Origin of the sequence: Streptococcus sp. A23 (assembly GCF_043674155.1) — a bacterium.
GTDB classification, from domain to species: domain Bacteria; phylum Bacillota; class Bacilli; order Lactobacillales; family Streptococcaceae; genus Streptococcus; species Streptococcus suis_V.
The window spans coordinates 46,416-69,184 of sequence record NZ_JBIMJP010000004.1 but is presented as its reverse complement, the minus strand read 5'-3'; the positions used below and the strand labels follow the sequence as shown (position 1 = coordinate 69,184).

At 43.6% G+C, this 22,769-nt stretch carries 25 protein-coding genes; 2 read left to right on the top strand and 23 right to left on the bottom strand.

All coding sequences use genetic code 11. The annotated features are described in order from the left end of the window. Window positions 1-157: 157 nt before the first annotated feature. The 9 genes from ACHBIE_RS03480 to ACHBIE_RS03440 form a co-directional block, all read right to left on the bottom strand. Window positions 158-634, bottom strand: a complete 477-nt coding sequence (locus ACHBIE_RS03480) for a VOC family protein (RefSeq protein ID WP_394732722.1) — start codon at window positions 632-634, stop codon at window positions 158-160. Between the two features lie 246 nt (window positions 635-880). Next, window positions 881-1,288, bottom strand: coding sequence for a helix-hairpin-helix domain-containing protein (locus ACHBIE_RS03475; protein WP_394732721.1), 408 nt, complete (start codon window positions 1,286-1,288; stop codon window positions 881-883). Between the two features lie 16 nt (window positions 1,289-1,304). Continuing rightward, complete coding sequence (locus ACHBIE_RS03470) at window positions 1,305-1,559, bottom strand: DUF1912 family protein (protein WP_105111201.1); 255 nt, start codon at window positions 1,557-1,559, stop codon at window positions 1,305-1,307. Window positions 1,560-1,666: 107 nt separating this feature from the next. Next, complete coding sequence (locus ACHBIE_RS03465) at window positions 1,667-2,668, bottom strand: aldose epimerase family protein (protein ID WP_394732720.1); 1,002 nt, start codon at window positions 2,666-2,668, stop codon at window positions 1,667-1,669. 240 nt (window positions 2,669-2,908) lie between these two features. Then, on the bottom strand, window positions 2,909-3,304 hold the full coding sequence (locus tag ACHBIE_RS03460) for a PTS sugar transporter subunit IIA (RefSeq protein WP_277942057.1): 396 nt from the start codon (window positions 3,302-3,304) through the stop codon (window positions 2,909-2,911). Between the two features lie 3 nt (window positions 3,305-3,307). After that, window positions 3,308-4,126: a PTS system mannose/fructose/sorbose family transporter subunit IID gene (locus ACHBIE_RS03455; protein WP_394732719.1), complete on the bottom strand. Its 819-nt coding sequence runs from the start codon at window positions 4,124-4,126 to the stop codon at window positions 3,308-3,310. After that, window positions 4,113-5,009, bottom strand: a complete 897-nt coding sequence (locus tag ACHBIE_RS03450; protein WP_394732754.1) for a PTS mannose/fructose/sorbose/N-acetylgalactosamine transporter subunit IIC — start codon at window positions 5,007-5,009, stop codon at window positions 4,113-4,115. Before ACHBIE_RS03450 ends, ACHBIE_RS03455 begins: the two co-directional genes overlap by 14 nt. A 39-nt stretch (window positions 5,010-5,048) precedes the next feature. Continuing rightward, window positions 5,049-5,534, bottom strand: a complete 486-nt coding sequence (locus ACHBIE_RS03445) for a PTS system mannose/fructose/N-acetylgalactosamine-transporter subunit IIB (RefSeq protein ID WP_394732718.1) — start codon at window positions 5,532-5,534, stop codon at window positions 5,049-5,051. Between the two features lie 13 nt (window positions 5,535-5,547). Beyond that, window positions 5,548-7,320: a beta-galactosidase family protein gene (locus ACHBIE_RS03440; RefSeq protein WP_394732717.1), complete on the bottom strand. Its 1,773-nt coding sequence runs from the start codon at window positions 7,318-7,320 to the stop codon at window positions 5,548-5,550. A 240-nt stretch (window positions 7,321-7,560) separates the two neighbouring features. On the opposite strand from ACHBIE_RS03440, the gene ACHBIE_RS03435 reads away from it, so the two are divergent. Beyond that, window positions 7,561-8,271, top strand: coding sequence for a GntR family transcriptional regulator (locus ACHBIE_RS03435; protein WP_105111194.1), 711 nt, complete (start codon window positions 7,561-7,563; stop codon window positions 8,269-8,271). 106 nt (window positions 8,272-8,377) lie between these two features. On the opposite strand, the gene ACHBIE_RS03430 is transcribed toward ACHBIE_RS03435, so the two are convergent. From ACHBIE_RS03430 to ACHBIE_RS03380, 11 genes are all read right to left on the bottom strand, one after another. Then, the gene (locus ACHBIE_RS03430; RefSeq protein WP_105111193.1) at window positions 8,378-8,839 is read right to left on the bottom strand and encodes a YtxH domain-containing protein; all 462 of its coding nucleotides are present in this window, start codon (window positions 8,837-8,839) and stop codon (window positions 8,378-8,380) included. Continuing rightward, window positions 8,823-9,236 carry a DUF948 domain-containing protein gene (locus ACHBIE_RS03425; RefSeq protein ID WP_105111192.1) on the bottom strand — a complete coding sequence of 138 codons (414 nt, stop codon included), beginning with the start codon at window positions 9,234-9,236 and terminating at the stop codon, window positions 8,823-8,825. The genes ACHBIE_RS03430 and ACHBIE_RS03425 overlap by 17 nt, the downstream gene beginning before the upstream one ends. 12 nt (window positions 9,237-9,248) lie before the next feature. Beyond that, window positions 9,249-10,025, bottom strand: a complete 777-nt coding sequence (gene lgt, locus ACHBIE_RS03420; RefSeq protein WP_105111191.1) for a prolipoprotein diacylglyceryl transferase — start codon at window positions 10,023-10,025, stop codon at window positions 9,249-9,251. Window position 10,026: 1 nt separating this feature from the next. Beyond that, window positions 10,027-10,959 carry an HPr(Ser) kinase/phosphatase gene (gene hprK / locus ACHBIE_RS03415; RefSeq protein WP_105111190.1) on the bottom strand — a complete coding sequence of 311 codons (933 nt, stop codon included), beginning with the start codon at window positions 10,957-10,959 and terminating at the stop codon, window positions 10,027-10,029. Between the two features lie 234 nt (window positions 10,960-11,193). After that, window positions 11,194-11,463: a PspC domain-containing protein gene (locus ACHBIE_RS03410; RefSeq protein ID WP_105111189.1), complete on the bottom strand. Its 270-nt coding sequence runs from the start codon at window positions 11,461-11,463 to the stop codon at window positions 11,194-11,196. After that, window positions 11,453-12,214 carry a hypothetical protein gene (locus tag ACHBIE_RS03405; RefSeq protein WP_172059510.1) on the bottom strand — a complete coding sequence of 254 codons (762 nt, stop codon included), beginning with the start codon at window positions 12,212-12,214 and terminating at the stop codon, window positions 11,453-11,455. Before ACHBIE_RS03405 ends, ACHBIE_RS03410 begins: the two co-directional genes overlap by 11 nt. Window positions 12,215-12,292: 78 nt before the next feature. Further along, window positions 12,293-13,264 carry a 1,4-dihydroxy-2-naphthoate polyprenyltransferase gene (gene menA / locus ACHBIE_RS03400; protein ID WP_394732716.1) on the bottom strand — a complete coding sequence of 324 codons (972 nt, stop codon included), beginning with the start codon at window positions 13,262-13,264 and terminating at the stop codon, window positions 12,293-12,295. Then, window positions 13,254-14,297: an FAD:protein FMN transferase gene (locus ACHBIE_RS03395; RefSeq protein ID WP_394732715.1), complete on the bottom strand. Its 1,044-nt coding sequence runs from the start codon at window positions 14,295-14,297 to the stop codon at window positions 13,254-13,256. The genes menA and ACHBIE_RS03395 overlap by 11 nt, the downstream gene beginning before the upstream one ends. Before the next feature lie 68 nt (window positions 14,298-14,365). Beyond that, window positions 14,366-14,869 carry an FMN-binding protein gene (locus ACHBIE_RS03390; protein ID WP_172094648.1) on the bottom strand — a complete coding sequence of 168 codons (504 nt, stop codon included), beginning with the start codon at window positions 14,867-14,869 and terminating at the stop codon, window positions 14,366-14,368. Window positions 14,870-14,942: 73 nt separating this feature from the next. After that, window positions 14,943-15,932, bottom strand: coding sequence for a polyprenyl synthetase family protein (locus ACHBIE_RS03385; RefSeq protein WP_105111185.1), 990 nt, complete (start codon window positions 15,930-15,932; stop codon window positions 14,943-14,945). Between the two features lie 17 nt (window positions 15,933-15,949). After that, entirely contained in the window at window positions 15,950-17,833 is a 1,884-nt protein-coding gene (locus ACHBIE_RS03380) for an NAD(P)/FAD-dependent oxidoreductase (protein WP_394732714.1), read from the bottom strand. A 190-nt stretch (window positions 17,834-18,023) separates the two neighbouring features. Here ACHBIE_RS03380 and ACHBIE_RS03375 point away from each other — a divergent pair, with 190 nt between their 5' ends. Continuing rightward, window positions 18,024-18,563 (top strand): Gx transporter family protein, encoded by a 540-nt coding sequence (locus tag ACHBIE_RS03375; RefSeq protein ID WP_394732713.1) that lies wholly within the window; start codon window positions 18,024-18,026, stop codon window positions 18,561-18,563. A 370-nt stretch (window positions 18,564-18,933) separates the two neighbouring features. Here ACHBIE_RS03375 and ACHBIE_RS03370 read toward each other — a convergent pair whose 3' ends face one another. From ACHBIE_RS03370 to ACHBIE_RS03360, 3 genes are all read right to left on the bottom strand, one after another. Further along, window positions 18,934-19,650, bottom strand: coding sequence for a YebC/PmpR family DNA-binding transcriptional regulator (locus ACHBIE_RS03370; protein ID WP_394732712.1), 717 nt, complete (start codon window positions 19,648-19,650; stop codon window positions 18,934-18,936). 108 nt (window positions 19,651-19,758) lie between these two features. Next, window positions 19,759-21,927: a PTS transporter subunit IIBC gene (locus ACHBIE_RS03365; RefSeq protein ID WP_105123418.1), complete on the bottom strand. Its 2,169-nt coding sequence runs from the start codon at window positions 21,925-21,927 to the stop codon at window positions 19,759-19,761. 35 nt (window positions 21,928-21,962) lie between these two features. After that, window positions 21,963-22,754, bottom strand: coding sequence for an endonuclease/exonuclease/phosphatase family protein (locus ACHBIE_RS03360; protein WP_105123417.1), 792 nt, complete (start codon window positions 22,752-22,754; stop codon window positions 21,963-21,965). Between the last annotated feature and the right edge of the window lie 15 nt (window positions 22,755-22,769).

Here is a 22,769-nt window from a genome sequence, read left to right as displayed (position 1 = left end):
ATTCTTTAAGAAAATTGGCATATACTATCCTCAAGCTAGAAATAGCAAAACTTTTACTGAATTACATTCAGTATCGTCATCCGTAAGAGCTAAAGCTCAAACGGATGGCATATCTTTTTCATATAATCTCCTAGAATTAGTCAGTCCTTTGGGCTGGCTATTTCGTTTCCCCCACCAACTCTATTTTTATCCCATCTGGATCTTCTAAATAGAGGGCGTAGTGGTCTGGTCCTCCTGCGTGGGGATAGCGGTCGTCGTAGAGCAATTTGACTCGTCTGGTCAAAAATTCCTTCCGCCATTGGTCAATCTCATCTGGTGTTCCCGCATGAAAGGCTAGATGATTGAGACCTGTACGGCAACGGTGATAACCTGGCTCTAGGAAATCCTCTGGCGTTTGGACAAAGACCAGGTACTGCTCTGGTCTTGACATAGGATTACTGTTTTCGCTTTGCTCAAACTGCATCAATGGCTCTAAACTCTCCTTCGTCGCTAGCGACTTGGAGTCATAAAGAGCCATAGAAAATCCCCCTTCCCACTCCTGATAGAGCGAGTAGCCCAGCTTGGTCAGGAGAAAGTCGTAAAATGCACGCGAGGTTTCCAAATTAGAAACGTAAATTTCAACATGATGTAGCATATTTCTCCTTTCCAAATGAAAATCCCTGCCTAGACTTGCTAGACAGGGACGAAATTATTCCGCGGTACCACCCTTGTTCAGATAGACTATAACTATCTGCACTTTGCTTATTCGATTCACATCCTCAGCAACCAGTTTTGACATTTGTGCGGATTTCTCAGTACCACCGCTTCCTGTGACAAATGGGGCTCAAAACACCTCTGATTGGCTTTATTGTAACAAATTGCACCTTGAAAAGCAAGGGATTTAAGCTTTCAAGTCAATTCCTTTTTCTTTCAACTGCTTAATGGTCGCTGGTCCGATTCCTTTAAGAGCCAAAAGATCCTTTTCTGTGTGGCTTGTAAAATCAGCTACAGATTGAATCCCAGCTTCATAGAAAGTTTCCAAACGTGCTGCCGCAATACCTTCCAACTCAGGAAGTGCCAAAAAGTCATCCAATGAAGCCGCTGAAGAAGTCACCTCTGCTACAACTTCTTTCACTTGTTCTACAGCCTTCTCTACCGCAGTTTCAGCTTTTTCAACTACAGTTTCAGCCTGATGTGCGACTGTCTCAACAGCTCCGCGAGCAGTGTCAAGACCGACACGCCCTGCTCGTCTCAAGTCTGCTAGTTGTTTTTTCAATAATTTTTTACGATTTACATTTTTCTTTGCCAAGATTTTTGTCCTCTCTTTAATAATGTTTTTGGCCAAATAAGCCATCTGGTAAATCATGGAAGCTCTTGCCAGCATGATAGTTAGCAAATTTTCCTTGGATAAAGCGATAAGCATCTAGCTTACTTTCGTAACGGATGTAGGCATCTGCAGCACGCTCATCCTTATCCTCTTCCAATACACGACGGCTTTCTTCTACCGCCATCTCGTTCACCATGACCTGAGTGTTGACCCAAGCCTCAAATTCTTTTAAAAATTCTTGTTCTTTTGTCATTTTATTCCTCTTTCGTCTGCTTCAATAGAAACACACCGATTTATTATACCACATTTTCCAAAAAAGACAAGAAGCCCTATCTGTACAACAGTTAGAGCTTCTCATTCTTACCATGTAAATTGATAAAAAGTTTGAGATAGGAATTCCTCATCTTTTTCCAATAAAATAGAACCAAAGCCATCTAGGTTGCAAGCATTTGGCAGTGCCTGGCATTCCAAGCTAAAGGCACCATGGTAGGCAGCCAAAGCTTCAACAGGATAATTGTAGGTGTAGATGACCACTGATGCCTGATTGGTTCGCACAGCAAGTGTAATCTGCCCATCTGGGCTGACAACCTCAACCGGAACCTCCACTTGCTCCAAAAGCCATGGATGGTCGTAACCTTTCACAAGGATATTCTGAGGGTGCTTGCTGTCAAAACCCTGAGCGAACCTTGCTCCTGCTCTAAAATCAAACGGCGTTCCCGTCACATCCTCTAAGACACCGGTTGGCAGATTATCCTCACCAAGCGGAGCATAGCGATTGGCAGCAATCCGAATCTTATGCTCAGCTACTGACTGCTGAAAATCCCCCGTTAAGTTGAAATAGATGTGATTGGTCGGATTGAAAATAGTATCTTTGCTAGACACCGCCCGATAATCTACCGTCAACTCATTCTGGTCTGTTAGACCATAAATAGCCTCAACCCTCACATCTCCTGGAAAACCATTGAAACCATCTTTTAGGAAAATCCCAAAGGTCACTTGATTTCTCTCATGGTCTAGCTCAACATCCCAATACTGCTCATTTGCCGTGTCATCCCCACCATGCAAGGTCCGACCTGGTTCATTTTCTGTGAAACGGTAGCGTGTTCCCTTTATCTCAGCCTGGGCACCTGAAATCCGTCCAGCAACTGGAACAATAGTAGAACCAGGATACAAATCTGTCTTGCGGTAATCAACATCTGACCCTGCCGCCAAACTAATATTTCGTAAACCACCATTTTCTTCTACTGGCAGAAGCACTTCCACCACTCTGGCACCAAAATCTGTCAGAGTAACCTGCATACCATTTTTATTTTTCAAGCAATAGAGCTTCGCTTTTTCACCAAATGTTTTTACTTCAATCATTGCTTTTCCTCACGAAAACAAAGGAGGGGAGGCAATCAACTTGCTTCCCCTCAGGATACTTAAAGCCTTTCTAAATAGATGACTAACTTGTATATCTTATTTTAAGGTGACCAGTTGAAACAGTTCACTTGAACTTTCCACGCTCTCCTATTTCTAGGCTCGGGCTGAAACAGTCACTTCCCTGACTGTACCTCGCTCTCTTGTTTTCAAGCTCGGGCTGAAAAACTCCACTGGAGTTTTTCACTCATCTTCATCACTTGTTAATAGGCTATTGACGTGGACAAGGTTGCTTGTACCGAATTCCACATAGTCAACTGCTTCACCTAGCAGGACACCGTTCAAGAAACCGATAACCATTGGCATGTTCATACCTGCATAGAGGTCAAACTGTCCGCCTTCAATCAATTTTCGTGATACGACATTGGCTGGTGTACCGCCTAACAAATCTGCGAAGACAACGAAGTCATCTAGATTAGCAATTGTTTCTTCAAATTTTTTCTGGAAGTCTTCTGGCCCTTCTTCTGGTAAAAGCGCTACTGTATAGATATCCTCCTGGGGACCCATAATCATCTCAGTAGATTTCTTCAACTCTTCACAGAAGAGACCGTGACTTACTAAAATTAAATTCTTAGCCATATCTTACGCCATACCGAATACGAAGTGACCGATAGCAGAAAGTCCAACTGCAAGTGCGATGATAATCAAGATAGCTTTAGTAGAAGTCATGCCCTTACGGCCAAGCAACCAGAATACAAATCCTGTGAAGATTGCTGGAACCAAACGTGGGAAGATTGTGTTCAACAAGTCTTGAACATCAATCACTTTTTCACCAACAGTTGGAGCCCAAGAAACTTCAAAGTTGATCATTGTTGCAATCAAAGCACCCAACATGAACACACCGAGTACTGAAGCTGCATCAACAAGAGCAGTCAAACGGTCGCGCATGGTTGTGATCAGTTTAGTACCTTCTTTATAGGCAATTTCCAATTGTTTCCAACGGAAGATGTCATAAACAACTGCTACAGCCACCCAGAGGAAGATACCAACTGGTGAACCTTGGCTAGCCATAGTCGCTGCAACAGTACCCATGATTGCTGGAACCAATGAACCAAAGATTGAGTCACCGATTGGTGCAAATGGACCCATCAAACCAGTCTTGATACCGTTAACCGCATCTTTAGAAGCAACACCGTCGCTTTCTTCCAAAGCCAAATCAATACCTGTGATGATGGTATGGAAGAATGGTGAAGTATTGAAGAATTGCGTATGCAATTTCATCATTTCTTTCAATTCCGGTGTGCCGTCTCCGTACATTTTACGAAGCTGTGGCAAGATCATGTAAAGGTAACCTGAACCTTGCATGCGCTCGTAGTTCCAACCAAGCTGGAAGGTAAACAAGCTACGTTTGTTAATCTGATTAAAATCTTCTTTTGTTAGTTTGTAATTAGATTTCGTCATCGTCAATTTCCCCACTTTCTGAATTTGATGGAGCAACTACTGCTACTTTTTGGCTGTTGATGTAGTGTAAAACTGAAAGGAAGATACCAATAATTGCAATACCAATCATTGACAAGCCTTTGAAGTTGTTTACAAATGTTACACCTGAATCTTCAGGAAGTGTACCAACGATGCCAGCTACAGCGCCACCCAATGCAGATACGTTACCGTAAAGAACAGTCAACATAGCTGTAAGGGCAAAACCAACTGCCAAGTAGTGAAGGTTGCGTTTAAGTGGAAGGTAGTGAAGAAGGATAGCGAAACCAAGACCTGGAAGCATACGTGCTGCAAGAGTCAAACCGTTAGCAATCCATTGATATTCTTTGATAGCTTGTACCATTGTATCTACGAATTCACCACCGAATGCAAGTGCTAGCCAAACAGGAAGTGCACGAGAGAGTGCCCATGGGATAGCACCGAGAAGGTAGTTACGTTCGATTGCTGCGTAATCAAATTTTTCAACAGCTGCATCCACACGGTGTGCGAAGTAAGTAGTTGAGAAACGACCAGCAATATCTGTATAGACAAGGAGTGCTGCTACTGGAACCGCGATTGTTGCTACAGCTAATTCTGGATCAATACCTTGTGATACTGAGAAGGCTGTTGCAAGAACTGCACCAGAAGTTGCGTCGATACGAGATGCACCACCGAAAGTACCCACGCCGAGTACCATCAATTGAAGAGACGCTCCGATTGTCAAACCAGTTGCCAAATCACCCATGATCAAACCAGAGATGAAACCCGCAAATACAGGTGAACCTGCTGACGATACAATTGTCAACTCATCACAGATCTGATAAGCAGAGTAGAGCGTTAGAAGTAATATTTGCCACCATTGCATAATAGTGATCCTCCTTTAAAATTTTTCAAAAATATCCAAAGTTTATCTGACTTTATCCAAGAGTGGCATAAAGTCTTTTGGTGTATCGCCCGGTACCATTTGAGCAAATAATTTTACTCCCTTAGCAGCCAAGGCATCAAAATCAGCAATATCTTTATCTACAACATTGATAGAACGTGTTACAGAGCGAGTTTCTGGTGATTGAGACATATTTCCTACGTTCAATTCTGCCAATTCAACTCCATATTCAACCAAACGAAGGAAGTTTTCTGGGCGACGTGCAACAATCAAGAGACGTTGACTGTCATACTTACCTTCCTTGATGTTGTTAGCTGCTTTTTCGATAGGTAAAATGGATAATTTTACACCAGGTGGGCAAGCTAATTTCAATCCTTGTTTTTCAATGTCGTTTTGAGCAACAGCATCGTCAATAACCATGATACGACCGATATTTAATTTGGTAGTCCATAGGTTAGCAACCTGACCGTGGATCAAACGACCATCAATACGTGTAGCAATAATTGCCATACTAGTTCTCCTTTTAGATTTCTTTATAGATGGGTTCTTGTGAAAAGCTTATCTTCTCTCTATATCTTCCTTCCGTCTCGAAGACGATAATCTCATTCTCTCCTTTCTTTAAGTATCCTTTCGGAAGATAGAGATAGAGGATTGGGCCTTTTTCCCAAAACCGACCAATATTAACATTGTTTACAAATACTACACCCTTACCAAATCCTGTCATGTCCAGGTAGGTGTCTGCCAGTTCATCCACTTCAAATCGGTAGCGGTAAAAGGCTGGTTGCCCTTCCTTCCACTCCTTGGTAAAATCTACCGTTTCTACAGATTCTAGGGGGAGAGGATAGGTTTGCCAATTGCCGATAAAGTGAAGATCAGCTATCGCGCCCCGACCAATACCTTTGGACTGGGTTGGTGCGGTTAGCTTGTGACCATAATTGACACGTCCCATATTTTCGACCAGGATTGAAATGTCGGTGTGCTGATTCTGCAAATCCAGCTCAATATCCTCACCGATTTCCGTCTGATACTGGGTTGTGACCAGATGGCCATCTGCATAGACCTGTATCCTGTCACGTGCATCAATAACTCTAAACCGTTCCGCCTCATCCTTATCCTTTTCAAGGGTAGTCTGGTAGAGAATGTAGCCTGTATTCTGACCCAACTCTTCCATATTTTGTGGATAGAAGCTAGATAGGGAACCGCTTACATTTTCTAGTGTCCCAAAGAGACTAACTTTTGCCTCTAATTCCACCGATGGGTAGGCTTTGGCTGCTTTAATGAGTGGTTCAGCATAGTTCGATTCTGGATAGGCTTCCTTCATCAAGGATTGAATAGCATAGAATTTCTTAGTAGGATTCCCCGCCTCATCCAAGATGGCATCGTAGTCATAGGAAGTTACCTGTGGTAAATCAATCTGACCCCGGGCCGAACAGCCGTTCATAAAGCCGAAGTTAGTCCCTCCATGGAACATGTAAAGATTGATAGACCCAAGCTGGATACAATCCATGACAGACTGGGCAAGCTCATCTGGATCCCGGCGAATAATCTCATCTCCCCAGCGATTGAACCATCCATCCCAAAATTCCATACACATGAGTGGCCACTTCTTATCGTATTCATCGAAGAAATCTTGCATCATAGCAAAGTTTTCTGCAGCCTTGGAACCAAAGTTTCCTGTGACCAAAATATCATCGTCTATCAGGGTACCAGCTCTCAAAGTGGCTCTCCATGGACCATCCGATGTGAAAAAGGGAGCTGTCAGGCCATGCTTTCTCATCAAATCTGCTACTGCTCTCAGGTATTCCTTGTCCTCACCGTAGGAACCATATTCATTTTCCACTTGGAACATGAGAATGTTTCCACCTTGTGAGAGTTGGTGCTTGGCCAATTTCGGAAGAAGAGAAGCGTAATATTCATCTAAATGCCTCAGATAAGTTGCATCGTGCGAACGTATCCGAAGCTCCTCCGTCATCAACCAAGCGGGGAGACCTCCCCATTCCCACTCTGCGCAAATATAGGGGGAAGGACGAACAATAGCATATAGCCCTAAATCCTGAGCAATGCTTAGAAATCGTTCGATATCTAAGATTCCTTCGTAGTTGAACTGACCTTTCTGAGGCTCGTGCCAGTTCCAGGGGACGTAGGTTTCAACTGTATTAAAACCCAGGGCCTTTAAATTGTACAAAGAGTGATACCAATCATCAGGGTGAACCCGAAAATAATGAATTGCACCAGAAAGAATTTTGAAAGACTTCTGATCCAAATAGAACTGATCCTTTATTTCAAATTTCTGCATTTATTTTGCCTCCGATGTCACTGCATCCCTTTGTTATCAATATATTAACACAAATTACTGGTTATGTCCAGTAGTTTTTTTGAAAAAATGTAAAATTTTTTAAATTTTTTTCAAAGCCTATTTTTGAAAGAAATTTGTGCATTTTTGAGCAATTTTGAGCATTTCCAGTTTTCAATTTTAAAGATATTTAGTATAATGAAAGTTAAAGGGAAGTATTAGGAAAAAGAAAGGAAACCTACTATGAAAGTACCTAAGTATCAATTAGTTCAAAACGATCTTCGTCAGCAAATTATTTCAGGAAAATTTGAGAATGGCGATAAGTTTTACACCGAAGCTGAGTTAACCAAGCTATTTAACGTAAGTTCTATCACTGTTATCCGTGCAGTCAATGAATTGGTTAAGGACGGCTACCTCGTTCGCCAACAGGGTAAAGGAACCTTCGTTTCTCGTTCTCGCAAAGGAAAGCTTGTTGAGTTTTCTGATATCGAGATTTTCCCTATCGGCAACGACACTGTCACAGTGCTGGGTTGTGAAAAAGGAAATGAAGCTCATATTCTTGAAAAGCTTCAATTGGATAGCAATGACTTCTATTACAAGATTTCTCGCGTGCGTACAACAGATGGTCAACCTTATATTTACCACCAGTCTTACATCCCTGCTCGATATATTCAACAGCCTCAAGCAGATCTCTCGCATTTCCAATCGCTCTATCAACGATTTAAGCTAGACTTCAATATCCACATGTCTGAGGAACCTTATGTGGAAACCAATGAAATTGTTTTCCCTTCACCTAAGGATGTCAAGGAACAGTTGAAGCTTCAGGCAAAAGAACCAAGCATTCTTCAAATCCGCACTACACATAAGAGTGGCAGCAATGAAGTAATTGAATATGTAGAGACTTATAAACACTGGAAATACTATAAGATTGAAATTTCTGCCAACAAGCGCTAAAAATCGGCAAACACCATGGAAAACCATGGTGTTTTTGTCTACTCTGATGCTTCAACCTATACAAAAAAATTAGATAGACTGCTCTACCCAATTTTTCATGTTATGATTAGAGTTCAGTTTCCGAAGTCTGGTCTTCTTCAACTGCTTCGACAACTGATTCTATTACGACGTCCGCAATGTCCATTTCAATATCTTCAGACACAATCACTGCATCTTCGACATCTTCTTCATCAACTGTTGGCGCATGGACTGTCTTAGACTTGATTGATTCAAACAAATCCTTAGACTTCTCTTTGCCTGTCTGCACCAGGTCCTCGACCGTCAATTCACCTGTTTCCAGTTGAGACTTGACCTCTGTAAATTTATCCGTGGCTTGCTTGCCCAAATCCTGAGCCTTAGAGACTAGGTCGGCATTGATTTCTTCATGGTTTTCCTTGTAGTCATTAGCAAAAGAAATCACCTTATCCTTTACTGCCTTCCCTGTTTTGGTGGCCAGAAAAGCTGCTGCTGCCGCTCCACCTGCTGCACCCAGTAAGAGGCTTGTGACGATACTAGATTTTTTTACCATTTTTTGCTCCTTTCTTTCCTAAGAGAGATGATACTGTTGTAAGGGCAGAGAGGGCTCCGCCTGCTTTAGCCGTTGATTTGCCCGCTGACTTGGCCTTGACTGTCAAATCACGCGCCGAGGCATTGAGGTCGGACACTGAAGTCGACAAGTCTGCCACTGCCACAAAGAGCGGGTCGAGAGTTGACACCTTGCCATTGACATCGTCGACCAGGACATTGGTCTTGGCTAGGATTTCATTGGCCTGAAAGAGGGTCACATTGACATCACTGGTCAAGACCTTAATGGTTTGCTGGGCCTCATCTGTCACCTTGCCGACTTTTTGCAAGAGCAGGACCAGGTAGATAGCCACTGCCGCAATGGACAAGGCAATGATCAATACTGAAATTTCGATTAACATATATTCTCCTTTTTAGGATTGATAATAGGGAACTGTAGATTTTCTTCTCCGCACCAGGACCATGCTGATACCGACTAGGATAAGTAGTCCCGACAGCCATTGGGACACTCGAATGCCCAAGAACATGAGACTATCTGTCCGCATGCCTTCAATCAAGAGACGACCGCAGCCATACCAGATCAGGTAAAAGGCGGTAATTTCTCCCTGCTTGAGGAATTTCGGTCTTCTACGCAAGACACAGATGAGAGCAAAACCAAGGATATTCCAGACAGATTCAAAGAGGAAGGTCGGCTGACGATAGGCACCATCGATAAACATCTGGTCTCGAATAAAGCTTGGTAGGTAGTCCAAGTTGGCTACCTCTGCACCATAGGCCTCCTGGTTAAAGAAATTGCCCCAGCGGCCAATAGCCTGTGCCAGCATAACCGATGGTGCTACCACATCCAGGAAGTCCAGGGTCTCGATAAACCGGTATCTGGTAAAGAAATAGAGGACCAAGGCACCAGTTATCAGACCACCATAGATAGCAATCCCACCATTCCAAATGGCAATGACATCCAGCAAGTTGTCCTTATACTGGTCCCAGGAAAAGACGACATAGTAAATGCGAGCCCCAATGATTGAAATAGGAAAAGCCCAGAGGATAAAATCCAGGATATCATCTGAAGAAATTTTCTTTCTAGGTGCCTCTTTCGATGCCAAATACACACCTAGAATCAAGCCTGTCAAAATACAGATTGCATACCAGCGGATCTCCAGAGGCCCTAATTGAATAGCAATTGGCCCCATACTAGACCTCTTCCTTGTTTGTTTCGATCAAGTTGGTCAAGCGTTCTTCAAACATCTTGGTCGCATCAAAGCCCATCTGCTTGGCACGGTAGTTCATAGCAGCTGCTTCAATCACGACAGAGATGTTTCGACCAGTTTTGACAGGGATACGGATTTGCGGAATTTCAACACCTGCAATCTCGATGGTGTCGCCTGAATTGCCCAGACGGTCAAAGACCTTGCCTGTTTCATAATTTTCCAGATAAACCGCCAACTGAACCTCTGATGAATCCTTAACGGCACTCGCACCATAGAGACTCATGATATCAATGATACCGACCCCACGGATTTCCAATAGGTGGCGCAGAATTTCTGCTGGCTCACCCCACAGAGTCACATCATCCTTAGCAAAAATATCCACACGGTCATCCGCTACCAGGCGATGACCACGCTTAACCAATTCCAAACCAGTTTCACTCTTACCGATACCAGAATCTCCCTGGATGAGAACACCCATGCCATAAATATCCATGAGAACTCCGTGAACACTGGTCCGTTGGGCCAAACGACTATCTAGGAAAGAAGATAATTCCCCAGACAAACGACTGGTCGCTGTCTTGCTACGGCAGATCGCAATTTTCTTTTCCTTGGCCGCCTTGTACATCTCCTCAGGAATTTCCAAATCACGGGCTACGATAATCACCGGCGTTTCCGGCTGAAACATCTGCGACAGGACCTGATAGCGGTTATGGGCTGTCATGGCCATCATATAAGACCACTCCTTCATCCCCATGAGCTGAATCCGCTCTGGAGCGTAATAGTCAAAATAGCCCGTCATCTCCAAGCCTGGACGCGTAATATCAGCTGTTGTAATTTCCTTACGCAACAACTCTTCTGTACTATACGCAGGCTCAATCCGCAGATTATCTACCAAATCTTTTACATATACTGTCATGCATTCCCTCTCTTTCGCTTCTGAAATTGTATCCACAAGTACGGTACCTTTAAATAAAAAATCGTTTTTTCACATCAAAGCCGTTTTTGCTGCAATACTGACTGTATTTCGAGAAAAACAAGCCTTATCTCAGGTACCGAGCTGTGAATACGGTTCTCAGTATATTATACCATAAGCAACACTAATTGGTAACAAATAAGAAAAAGTTTGGAAGAAAGCTCCCAAACTCTGTTCTTAAAACCAGTTTTTCCGAATTTTTTCAGCATCCTTGATTTTTCGTGGGCCCATTCCATAACGCTCAGCATCCTGCTCTTCCTTGTAGGGAAGAAAATAGGCACCTGCTATATAGAGGACCAAGGTTAGCAAGGAAGCTCTACCGATCAATAGACTGGCTAAGAATAAGCCACGAACCAGCCAGACTTCCCAGCCCAGCTTGTGGGCTAGGCCAGCCAGTACACCAGCTAAGACTTTTCCCTGTTTGCATTTATATAATTCAATCGACATCTTTTATTCCTTTCACATAAAAGGCACTTTGACCAGTCTGAGCACGGATATAGAGCACATCATCGCCTGATTTCTCAAATCGGTAGGGACTGATTTTTTTCCGGCGATTGACTCGAATTTGTCCAGTCTCCGATTCAATTTTTCCTTGAATTCCTTGCCCCTTTCCAGCCTGCAATATCAAGGGTGCTTGATCCAGCTGGACATAGAGATGTTGGGCATAACCACCACATGTGTTCAAACGGATATCCTGTTGTTTTTTATCCTTCGAACTTCGGATGGAGATGTCTTCAAAAGGCAGGTAATCCAAGCGGGCATCTGCTTGACCCAGGTCCAGGTCAAAGACCGACATCCAGCGCTGAGGCAAGCTAATAGTCAGTTTGCAGGGCAGACTACTAGAAAAATAGAGACCCTTTTTCTCCACATAGAGCTGGGGGAGTTTTTCCTCAGGTGCATTTTCTTGATAGATAATCTCAAGGCCCACCTGGTCCGTCTTGGATTGGGTCACGGTCAAACGCCCTGCTAGGATATTGAGAAAAAGAGATTCGATTCCGTCAAAGCTATATTCTTGCTTGCGCTTATTGGAAGAAAATACCTTGAGATTGGTCAGACTAAAGCTCAATTTAGCTTTTTCATCCTCCAAGAGAAATTCCGGCTGTTGGTCTAATTCCAGAAACAGAGCCCGTGCTTCTGCCTTGGTTAGCACTCCCTTTTCATATAGTTCTATCAAGCGTTCTTCTTGTGTTCGTGACATTCCATCCACCTCAATTCTCTTCTAGTATAGCATATAAAAGCAGAAAAGAATCAGCCCGAAGACTGATTCTATCATTTACTATTTCCAGCTCCAAAAGATAATGGCTACTACTAAAAACAAGACATAGATAGCTGCAAAGAGGACAAAGCTTTTCACAGCTTCGATAAAGGTTTCTCCCTTCACCTGCTTTTTCAGGAATCTCTTTAAACTCTTGTAGGCAGAAATGATTCCAAGTAGCCCGAGCAAGGCCCAGATTGGCAAAAATCCTGTCAGGCAATAAATCAACCAGAGCAACCAGGGCAGACTAGCAAGAGTAAAATAAAGTTGGAGCGCATGTTTCTTTCCGATATAATAGACCAAGGTATAGCGGTGGTTGCGGATATCCTCTTCCAGGTCGCAGGTGTTATTGGCCAGCATGATATTGGCAATCAAGGTCACCAAGGGCAAGGACATGAAGAGAATTTCCAAAACCTTAATCCAATCAACTTGCAAGCTCAGCCATTGCCCATCCAAACGAGCAAGTAGAAGACTGTCAGGCGCCTGGATAAAGACAGCTAGGAAGAAAATCCCCAACCCCATGGTCACTCCAGAAAACACCTCGCCCAGCGGCATGCGGGAAAGCGGAATGGGACCGAAGGTGTAGAAAATCCCAATCAAAAAACAAAGAGCCCCCATAGGCAAGAGCAACCAGCTGGTCTGCCAAACTAAGATAAGGGAAACCAGGCTTGAAAAGACCAGCAGACCGAGGACGATACCAATCATCTGCTTGAAATCAAGAGCAAACCTTCCGATAACATTGCTCTCTTGACGATAGACCTCGTCCTTGGCCTTGTGAAAATCCATGCTGTTGTTAATAGCAGTTGTGCACATGTCAAAGCTAAGGACAGCCAGGACAAAGAGCAGGGTGTTGAGCCAATTGAAGGTTTGGTAGCGGTAGAAAGCCCAAAGAATGCCGATGGTCATAGGAAAGACACTGGCAACCTTGGTTTTTAGCTCTACAAATTCTAGGAATACGGGCAAGGTTAGCCCTTTTTTACTATTAGTTGACAAGATGATACTCCTCGTTGCTTAGTTCAAATGAATCTTTTAAACCATCACTGACATGAACTCCCTGGTCTTTATCAATGAAAACAGCCTCGACACCTTCCTGTTGATTGATAAAATCAAGCCCCTTTTCCACTCCTAAAAGGAAGAGGGTTGTCGATAGGGCATCACCCTGCATAGACGATTGCGAAAAGACTGTAACACCAGAGATATCATTTTCCACAGGATAACCGGTCTTGGGATTAAGGATATGGTGGTATTTGACCCCATCCACCTCGACATAGCGCTCATAGATACCGGACGTCACGACAGAATCGTGAGTGCCAGGGACAGAGCCCACGGTAGCTCCACGCACTTCATCAGGGTCTTGCACGCCGACATTCCAGCCATCTTGACTAGAAGGCGAATCCCCCATAACCACTACGTTGCCTCCCAGATTGATGATAGCCGTCGTGATAGCTTTGCTGGCAAAGAGTTCCCGTACTTTATCGGCGATATAGCCCTTGGAAATAGCCCCCAGCTCCAGGGTCATCCCCTCCTCAATAAAGACTGTCTTTTTCTCCTTGTCTAGCTGGATCTTTTTATAGTCAATAAATGGCAGAGCTGCTTTGATTTCCTCGTCCGAAGGCTTGCGGGAATCTGGATCTCCGATTTTCCAGAGATTGCTGACGGCACCAATAGATACATCAAAGAGGCCGTCGCTTTCCTTGCTCATCTCAATAGCAGTTTCCAGAACCTCAAAGGTCCTCTCATCAACGACAACCGGCTCTTTCCCAGCCGCTTGATTGATACGGTAGACATCTGCTCCCTCAAGGTTGGTTGATAGTAGACCTTCCATTTCCTTGATATAGGCAACAGCCCGATCCATAACCTCTTCCTGACCTTCATGGTAGATACTGAGCTGGACCACGGTGTGGAGCAGACTTTCGCTACGGGTCAAGGGACTTTTGATGACTGGCAGAGCCTCTTCTTTCTTGCCACAAGCGACTAATAGAATCAGCACAAGACTCAAACAGAGCCATCTTAGCGCTTTTTTCATAGATTATCCTCTCTAAATAGAAAACACAGTAGGCTGGCTACCGTGTTTCCCTCTTGTTTTTGAATAGATTATTCAAATGTCAATTTTACTGTTTCAGTATTTCCTTCTTCAGCAGCTTTCAAGAGCTCTTCAACTGATTTCTTGAAGTTTTCAGAAGTATTAGTCGCACCAGATACAACTTCTACATCTGCGCTTTGAGCTGCAAGAAGTTCTTCGTCAAGCTTGTCAGTTGCATCTTTAGATGAGATACCTGATTTTGCTTCCATGTTTTTGTTGTACTCTTCGTCTTCAGACTTCAAAGCACCGTCAGCATTTTCATAGTCAGCTGTTGAAGCAGTGATTTTACCATCTTTGATAGTAATTTCATGTACAAACTTCCAACCGCGCTCATCGAAATCAGACTCAGCTTTGTAAGTACCATCTTTCCAAGTTGCTGTTGCAGTTGCTTCAGAAGCTGCAGTTTCAGCAGAAGAAGCTGTTGTTGCTGCTTCTTCTTTAGCACCACACGCTACCAAAGTAAGGGCTGCACCAAGAACCAAGACACTTTTCAACATCAATTTTGTTGATTTCATATAAATACTCCTTTGGAATTATTTGTTTTTCTTATATTATGATATAACTTTTTTCCAAAAATGTCTAGTGTTTTTAGAAATATTTGTGAAAGAAATCACCCAAAAAAGCGTTTACCGAGTCTGCAGCCTGTGGAGAAAGCTTTCTCAAATGCCTAGAGGACCTGTCCAGATACTGGTTTAGGATTATCTCCGTCCGCTCAAGAGCAGACGTAGCTAGAATTTTTTGGTGCAAGTCTGTCAACTTTTCAGGACTAGATTCATTGACCAACTCCTCGAAATCAGCAGCCAGGTCTTCATTGTCTTGTAAAGCTAACAACAGGGGAAGGGTATAAATACCATTTTGGACATCCTGCAAGCCTGGCTTGCCAGACTCTGACAAATCTAGTTTGTAGTCAATCAAATCATCACGAATTTGAAAGGCCATTCCCAAATCACGGCCTGCTCGATAGGCCTGGCGCGCATGACGCAAGGACTGTCCAGGATAGAAGAGGCCCAATTGATAGGCATATCCGAATAAACTAGCCGTTTTCCCTTGAATTTGCTTTAAATAAGCCCTTGGCGTCATGTTCACATTATAGGCATTCAGGAGTTGCTCCAGCTCCCCCCTCAAAATCCATTCGACGATTTTATGGTGAGCCAGGTGAACGTCTTTTTCTTCAAGGTCCAATTGCCGGAGCCCCTGGGCCAAGAGACGACCTGCATAGGCCAAGAGATAATCTCCTGCATAAATAGCAATACGATTGGAAAATTGAATGTGGGCAGCCTGGATACCTCTACGGTAGTCAGCCTGGTCAATCACATCATCATGAATGAGGGTCGCCAAATGCAGAACCTCCAGATGAGCAGCAAAATAGAGCTTGGCAGGAACTATCTGGCCTTCTGTCTCCCTGGCTAAAAAAAGGCAAAGACCTGCCCTGAGGTATTTACCAGGAGCATCGATGTACTGATCAATTTTCTCTTTTACATCAGGGTGCAAGACTACCATCTCAGATTTGATGATAGCCTTGACCTGCTCTAATCCAGCTTCAACCTCAGGATAGGCCTTCCAAATTTCATGTACCACTAGTTCTTATTTGTCCTTTATTTTTTGTCATTCTTACGATAAATATGCTTGGGTCTACCATAGACGAGCTTATCAAGGAAGCGACCCAACCATGGCATAATCCAGTAGTCCAAACCAAAGGCACGACCGGCACCGTTCATGAGCGAGATTGCCGCCGGGATGAACCAGATGTTAACCCAGTAGAACATACCAGACAAGCTAAACATGATAACGAACATAACTGTGATGGCAGATACCAACCATACAAAGGCACCACCAATCAAAGCCAAACCGATACCGATTTCGGTGATGGTCATGAATTTCTGCATGAAGAGAGCAACTTCTTGGTTAGGCATCATAAATTCCATAATTGACGCAAACCAATCTGGCATTGATTCCAAGACCGTCATCGGCGTTTCACCATAAGCATAGCTGAGACCAAAGATTGGATCTGCCATTTCTGCTACTACCTCAGACGCTCCAGATACAGTTTCTGCAGCCGATGCTCCAGAAACAGGATCTGCCAACCATGGGAATGGGAAGACAACTTGGTCACCGAACCATGAAGTCGTACCGAAAAGACCAAAGGCCTTTTTCACACCCTCATAAAGCCAAACTGAACCGTAGAGCAGGCGCATTGGTAGAGACCAAAGGAGATTGCCCTTACCAGAAGTATGGCCACCGAAGATATTACGCTTGTTCTGAATATCAAAGAATTCATGACGAACATAGGCACCCATGTAGAAGAAGCTACGGATGGTAAAGAAGTAGAGCAAGTTGACCATGTGTTTGACAGCCATAGCCAGGAAACCTGACATGTGGTACTTGTCCATCAAGAAGGCTACGCCATAACGGGCACCGATAGATACCATGAAGCCGTCGTATTTACCTTTGTAGGCATGTTTTTCGCCACCCTTAATGGCTGCAACGATATTGCTTGCAGCTGTGTGACCTGTCTGCTCAGCAGCCTGTACGATTTGCGGTGTTGGCTTGCCTTCGCTTTCTTCAAAGTAAACCAAGTCACCGGCAACATAGACGTTCTCACGGCCTTTTGCTTCCATGTACTCGTTGGCAACCAGACGTCCTGCACGCGCACGTTCAATTCCGAACTCTGCAGCGTCTGTGTTGGCTTGAACACCGGCTGTCCAGATAGAGGTGTAGGTCGGAATTTGGCGACCTGATGACAGGGTCAGGCTGTCTTCTTGTACGCTAGCAACACCGTCACCGAGAACCAATTCAACACCTTTTTTCTCAAGGTATTTCTTAGCCTTAACTTGTTCTTTCTCAGTCACCATGGCCAAGATATTTGGCATTGCCTCAACAACCTTGAGCGAGAATTCTTTTGGATCAAGCTTGAACTCACGGGCCAGGATCGGTACCCAATCAATAAGCTCACCAATCATTTCAATACCAGTGAAACCTGCACCGATAACAGTGAAGGTCAAGAGGGCGCGACGTTTTGCCTCATCATGCTCACGCATGGCACGGTAGCAGGCATCCACCATGTGATCGTGCAAGCGCTCTGCCGCTTCAATTGACCAGAGGGTGAATCCATGCTCTTTAACACCTTTAACACCGAAGTCATTGGCCTCCCCCCCCATAGCCAACAAGAGGTAGTCAAAGTCCAAGGTCTGGTGCTCAGCAATGACCTGTTTCTTATCATAGTCGATTTCCAAAACCTTATCAGTTACCAAGTCAACCTTAGGATACTTGGCAAAAATGCGTTGCAAATCATACTTAATCGCATTAGGTTCTACACGACCAGCAGCCACCTCATGGAGCTCTGTCATATAGGTATGGAAGGAATTCTTATCAATCAGGGTAACGGTTACATCCGAGTCCTTTTTAAATGTCTTTCCGAGCAAACGTGCTGCTGCAATCCCTGCATAACCAGCACCAACAATCACAATATTTTTCGTCACAATGTGTCCTCCTTGTGAAAATAGAAACGATTTACATTAGATTATTATATACTTTTATAGAAGAAAATTCAAGCCCCTATTTCAATAACTAGTAATATCTATGAGGAAGCTTGCCAGATTGAGAAAAAAAAAGTAAGATAGAATGATAAGAATAGACACGAGTCAATCTGTTGAAAGGAGGCGAGAACTGGTGAACCGGAAACAACAAACCTTAAATTTTATCACCATGCTGGCAGCTCAGGCTGTGGTCATTTCGCTCATTGAGCGCTTGATCACTCCTCCTTTTGCCTTTGCGCCGGGTGCCAAGCTAGGGCTGGGAAATCTCATTAGCCTGATTGCCATTTTCACCCTTCCTACCAAAGACAGCTTAAAGGTTGTGGGCCTTCGCCTGCTGATTGCTACCTTTCTAGGCGGCACTTTTTCTACCTTTCTCTACAGTTTTGCTGGAGTCACCCTAAGCTATCTTGGTATGCTCGCCTCAAAGCAACTGGGACCTAAACGGGTCAGCCCTATCGGCATCTCCATACTGGGGGGCATGCTCCACAATCTGGGACAACTGCTTGTCTTTGCCAGCATCGCTCGTTCCTTCTACGTTTTAAACTACCTGCCAATTTTATCAATCACCGGCATCCTGTCTGGTCTACTGGTCGGCCTTGCTGCGACCTACCTACTAGAAAAGGTCGGACCGCTCCACCATCACCACAAACAAATCCTGGCCCAATGGAAATAGGCATGCCTTATTTCTAAGAAGGCGGGATTTTCTTTTTGAAAAAAACAAGGGCAGAAAAAGAACTGCCTCTAGACAATTCCAATTTCTAATCTTTTAACAAAAATGACTGTCCCCCGGACTATGAAGTGACAAAAAAAGGATGCCTTCCAGCAATCCTAATTTCCAACCTTTTAAGCCAAAAATTGTCCTTATGGACAGCTGAAAATAAAAATGACTGTCACCCGGACTTTTGAGTATAAAGAAAACTGCCTACCGGCAGTTCCAATCTCCAACCTTTTAGGACGTCCCACGTACAATGAGAATCGTCTGCCGCTGGTTCTCATTTCCAACCTTTTAATAAAAATGACTGTCCCCCGGACAGTCATTTTTATTAAAAGCCATCTACATTCGTGTAGATTTTTTGGACGTCTTCGTCGTCTTCAAGGACATCATAAAGTTTTTCAAATGTCGCGAGGTCATCGCCGTCAAGTGATACTTCTGATTGTGGAATCATTTCCAGTTCAGTAACGTTAAACTCTTGGATTCCTGATTCTTTCAGTGCCACGATTGCCTTGTGCAAATCAGTTGGTGCTGTATAAACAGTGATTGTGCCGTCTTCTGCTTCTACGTCATCGACTTCGACATCTGCTTCAAGGAGCAATTCGAAGATGGCATCTGCATCATCACCAGCAAATACAACTACACCTTTTTTATCAAACATGAAGGATACTGAACCAGAAGCACCCATGTTACCGCCATTTTTACCAAAGGCAGAGCGAACATTGGCTGCGGTACGGTTTACGTTTGATGTCAAAGTATCAACGATAATCATAGAACCGTTTGGTCCAAAGCCTTCGTAACGACCTTCCACGAAGGTTTCGTCTGTGTTTCCTTTTGCCTTGTCAATGGCCTTGTCAATGATGTGTTTTGGAACCTGCGCTTGCTTAGCACGGTCGATAACAAATTTCAGCGCTGAGTTTGTTTCTGGATCTGGGTCACCCTTTTTCGCTGCTACATAGATTTCAACACCAAATTTTGCGTAAACTTTTGAGTTAGCACCATCTTTTGCGGTTTTCTTAGCTACAATATTGGCCCATTTACGTCCCATGGGGAACCTCCTACATTTTATAAAATCGCTTTATTATACCATAAATGGCAAGGATTGAGAAGATTTTTAAAACAAAAGACAAGCTCACATGAACTTGTCTTTTACTTTTTACAACTCAACTGTCGCAACTTGACTATCTTTGCTCACTTGTCCAAGATTGCCAAGGCTGACAGATTTGATTTCTGCTGTGTTTGTGAAGGCAACGACGATAGTTGTTTCACGTCCTGCTGAGCGAATGGCTTCCAAATCTGCAACAAGGAGCAAATCCCCTGCTTCAACACGTTGACCATCTGTTACCTTAGTTGAGAATGGAGCACCGTTTAGTGCAACTGTGTCTAAACCAACGTGAACTAACACTTCTACACCCTTGTCAGACAAAATACCGACAGCGTGTTTTGTTGGGAAGACACTGGTTACAATACCTGAAACTGGTGCGTAAACATTGCCGGAGCTAGGCTCAACTGCATAACCGTCGCCCATCATTTTTTGTGAGAAGACCGGATCTTTCACTTCTGTGATGGCAATGGCTTGCCCTTCAGCAACAGCATAAACTGCCTCGGCCACACCCTTGAATTGTGCTTCCTCAACTACTGTTTCAGTCGCAACAATTTCCGTACGAGGGATGGCTACGCCAGATTCTAGTAAGTCTTGAATGTCTGATTTGAGAACATCTGCTTTTGGTCCGTAGACTGCTTGAACACCTGAGTCTTTGATAATCAAGCCCATAGCACCAGCCTGTTTCCAAGCATTTTCATCTCCAACCTGTGCCACATCTTTAACACTAACGCGAAGACGAGTCATACAAGCATCCACATCTGCGATATTATCACGACCACCAAGCAAGTTGATGATTTGTACCACTTGTGAATTGGCATCCGCAGTATCTACGTTTGAGTTTGAAACCACATCTGTTGTTTCTGTATCATAGTTGCCATTGCGTCCAGCTGTTGCTAGGTTGAATTTTTGAATCATGAAGTTGGCAATGAAGTACATTGCAACTGCAAAGAGGGCTGTTACCCAGATAAAGTTGACAACGTCCATACCAATTCCGGCTTTAATCGCCATCGGTGTACGTGTAAGGAATTCGATATTACCAAATGAGTGCATACGCAAATTGACAATATCTGCCATCGCAAAAGCCGCACCTTGTACAAATGCATAGACTACATAGAGTGGCATTGCCGCAAACATGAACATAAACTCAATTGGTTCTGTTACACCTGTCAAAAAGACAGCTGCAGCAGACGAAAGGAACATACCACGATATTTTTTCTTCTTATCCTCATCAACATTACGGTACATAGCAAGGGTCAAGCCCATGAGAATACCTGAGGAACCAATCATTTGACCTACTTTAAAACGAGCAGGCGTTACATTGGCAAGAAGGTCATTGTACTGAGTCAAATCACCAGCATCCTTGAGGTTAATCAAGTCTGTAATCCAAGCCAACCAGAGTGGATCTTGTCCAAATACTTGTGTACCTGCTTGTGCACCTGTCAAGATGTCATAGGTACCACCAAGTGATGTATAGTTCATTGGAATGGTCAACATGTGGTGCAAACCAAATGGAAGAAGCAAACGTTCCAAGGTACCATAAACAAAAGGTGCAAGAATTGGTGCTGTATCCTGTGAGCTTGCAATCCATTTACCAAAGCTATTGATTCCTGTTTGAACAACTGGCCAAAAGATAGCTAATCCTAGCGCTACAAGAACTGAGCGATAGATAACCACAAATGGTACGAAGCGTTTGCCGTTAAAGAAGGTCAATACATCTGGCAACTTGCGATAGTTGTAGTATTTGTTGTAAGCAGTCGCACCTACAAAACCAGCAATAATCCCTACAAAGACACCCATGTTCAAAGCAGGCTGACCAAGGATATTGACAAAGTATCCAGATACTGGAATTTCTGTCCCAAAGACTGTGCTAACAGTCGCAGTCGCATCTGCCAACATATCAGTAGTTACACCGAAGAAATGACCTGTAATCAAGTTAATCAAGATAAAAGCAAGACCTGCCGAGAAAGCACCGCCAGCTTTTTCCTTAGCCCAGCTACCACCGATTGCCAAAGCAAAGAGCAAGTGAAGGTTTCCGATAATCCCCCAACCGATTTGGGCAATGATATTCCCAATACGAATGAGCAATTCTGATTCAGGACTGATTAGTGGAATCGAGTTTCCGATAGAAACCATCAGACCTGCCGCCGGCATAACGGCGATCACTACCATCAAACATTTACCGAATTTTTGCCAAAATTCGAAACTAAGAAATTTTTTCATATGTTTCTCCTAAATTTTTCTTGGTCAGTTGACCTTTAAATACTAATGTTAACTTCCACACCAAAGTGGTCTGAAATAATGGGAAGATTATCTCCATTGAAAATCACACGACTGGATTGAACCTGTCTTTTCTGATTTAAGAACACATAGTCCAGACGTTTTTCCTGACTATGACCTGCCCACCCATCAATGGCTTTTTCAACGGTGATTCCCCTATCCTTTTTCTCAGCCAAATCATAACTATCATATAAACCTAAGTCCTTGATTGCTTGATAGGCTTGTGGATTTGACAGGGCATCCGTATTGAAATCTCCCATTAGAATTTTCAAACGTCCCGAACTTGTCCGTTCCACAATCGAGCGAATATTCTCCAACTGATTTTCTTCTTTACTGTCAGGAAGATTGATATGACAAGAATAAATGTCAATCCATTCCTTCTCGTGCAAGACTGTCAAACCGATGATTTTTCTAGATAAGATTGATGTCAGGTCTTGGTTCTGACTACAGTAGAAGGCATCTACTTCATAGACAGGTAGTTTAGTCAAGAAGGCAATTCCTTCATCATATCTATCGTAACCAATATGGGAATTGGACCAGAAATAGGAATAGTCTGTCACTCCAAGCTCTCTCAGTTTCTCAAGCAGGACCAGACCATAATTGTCTTGCCGTAAGTCCTTGGTCACCAGAGGACTTGTCATCAGCTGATTGACTTCCTGAAGAGCAATTACATCATATTGCTTTTGGGCAATGGTCTGAGCTAAAATATCCAATTTTTCATGCTGGTCATCTTCTAGCCAGGCATGAACATTGACTGTTAGTAATTTCATATCTCTCCTTTCTAT

Bases quoted from the DNA above. Each gene is read 5' to 3' on its own strand.
- ACHBIE_RS03480 (WP_394732722.1), bottom strand. From the start codon at position 634: ATGCTACATCATGTTGAAATTTACGTTTCTAATTTGGAAACCTCGCGT.
- ACHBIE_RS03470 (WP_105111201.1), bottom strand. From the start codon at position 1,559: ATGACAAAAGAACAAGAATTTTTAAAAGAATTTGAGGCTTGGGTCAAC.
- ACHBIE_RS03465 (WP_394732720.1), bottom strand. From the start codon at position 2,668: ATGATTGAAGTAAAAACATTTGGTGAAAAAGCGAAGCTCTATTGCTTG.
- ACHBIE_RS03460 (WP_277942057.1), bottom strand. From the start codon at position 3,304: ATGGCTAAGAATTTAATTTTAGTAAGTCACGGTCTCTTCTGTGAAGAG.
- ACHBIE_RS03455 (WP_394732719.1), bottom strand. From the start codon at position 4,126: ATGACGAAATCTAATTACAAACTAACAAAAGAAGATTTTAATCAGATT.
- ACHBIE_RS03445 (WP_394732718.1), bottom strand. From the start codon at position 5,534: ATGGCAATTATTGCTACACGTATTGATGGTCGTTTGATCCACGGTCAG.
- ACHBIE_RS03440 (WP_394732717.1), bottom strand. From the start codon at position 7,320: ATGCAGAAATTTGAAATAAAGGATCAGTTCTATTTGGATCAGAAGTCT.
- ACHBIE_RS03435 (WP_105111194.1), top strand. From the start codon at position 7,561: ATGAAAGTACCTAAGTATCAATTAGTTCAAAACGATCTTCGTCAGCAA.
- ACHBIE_RS03430 (WP_105111193.1), bottom strand. From the start codon at position 8,839: ATGGTAAAAAAATCTAGTATCGTCACAAGCCTCTTACTGGGTGCAGCA.
- ACHBIE_RS03425 (WP_105111192.1), bottom strand. From the start codon at position 9,236: ATGTTAATCGAAATTTCAGTATTGATCATTGCCTTGTCCATTGCGGCA.
- lgt (WP_105111191.1), bottom strand. From the start codon at position 10,025: ATGGGGCCAATTGCTATTCAATTAGGGCCTCTGGAGATCCGCTGGTAT.
- hprK (WP_105111190.1), bottom strand. From the start codon at position 10,959: ATGACAGTATATGTAAAAGATTTGGTAGATAATCTGCGGATTGAGCCT.
- ACHBIE_RS03410 (WP_105111189.1), bottom strand. From the start codon at position 11,463: ATGTCGATTGAATTATATAAATGCAAACAGGGAAAAGTCTTAGCTGGT.
- ACHBIE_RS03405 (WP_172059510.1), bottom strand. From the start codon at position 12,214: ATGTCACGAACACAAGAAGAACGCTTGATAGAACTATATGAAAAGGGA.
- ACHBIE_RS03395 (WP_394732715.1), bottom strand. From the start codon at position 14,297: ATGAAAAAAGCGCTAAGATGGCTCTGTTTGAGTCTTGTGCTGATTCTA.
- ACHBIE_RS03390 (WP_172094648.1), bottom strand. From the start codon at position 14,869: ATGAAATCAACAAAATTGATGTTGAAAAGTGTCTTGGTTCTTGGTGCA.
- ACHBIE_RS03370 (WP_394732712.1), bottom strand. From the start codon at position 19,650: ATGGGACGTAAATGGGCCAATATTGTAGCTAAGAAAACCGCAAAAGAT.
- ACHBIE_RS03365 (WP_105123418.1), bottom strand. From the start codon at position 21,927: ATGAAAAAATTTCTTAGTTTCGAATTTTGGCAAAAATTCGGTAAATGT.
- ACHBIE_RS03360 (WP_105123417.1), bottom strand. From the start codon at position 22,754: ATGAAATTACTAACAGTCAATGTTCATGCCTGGCTAGAAGATGACCAG.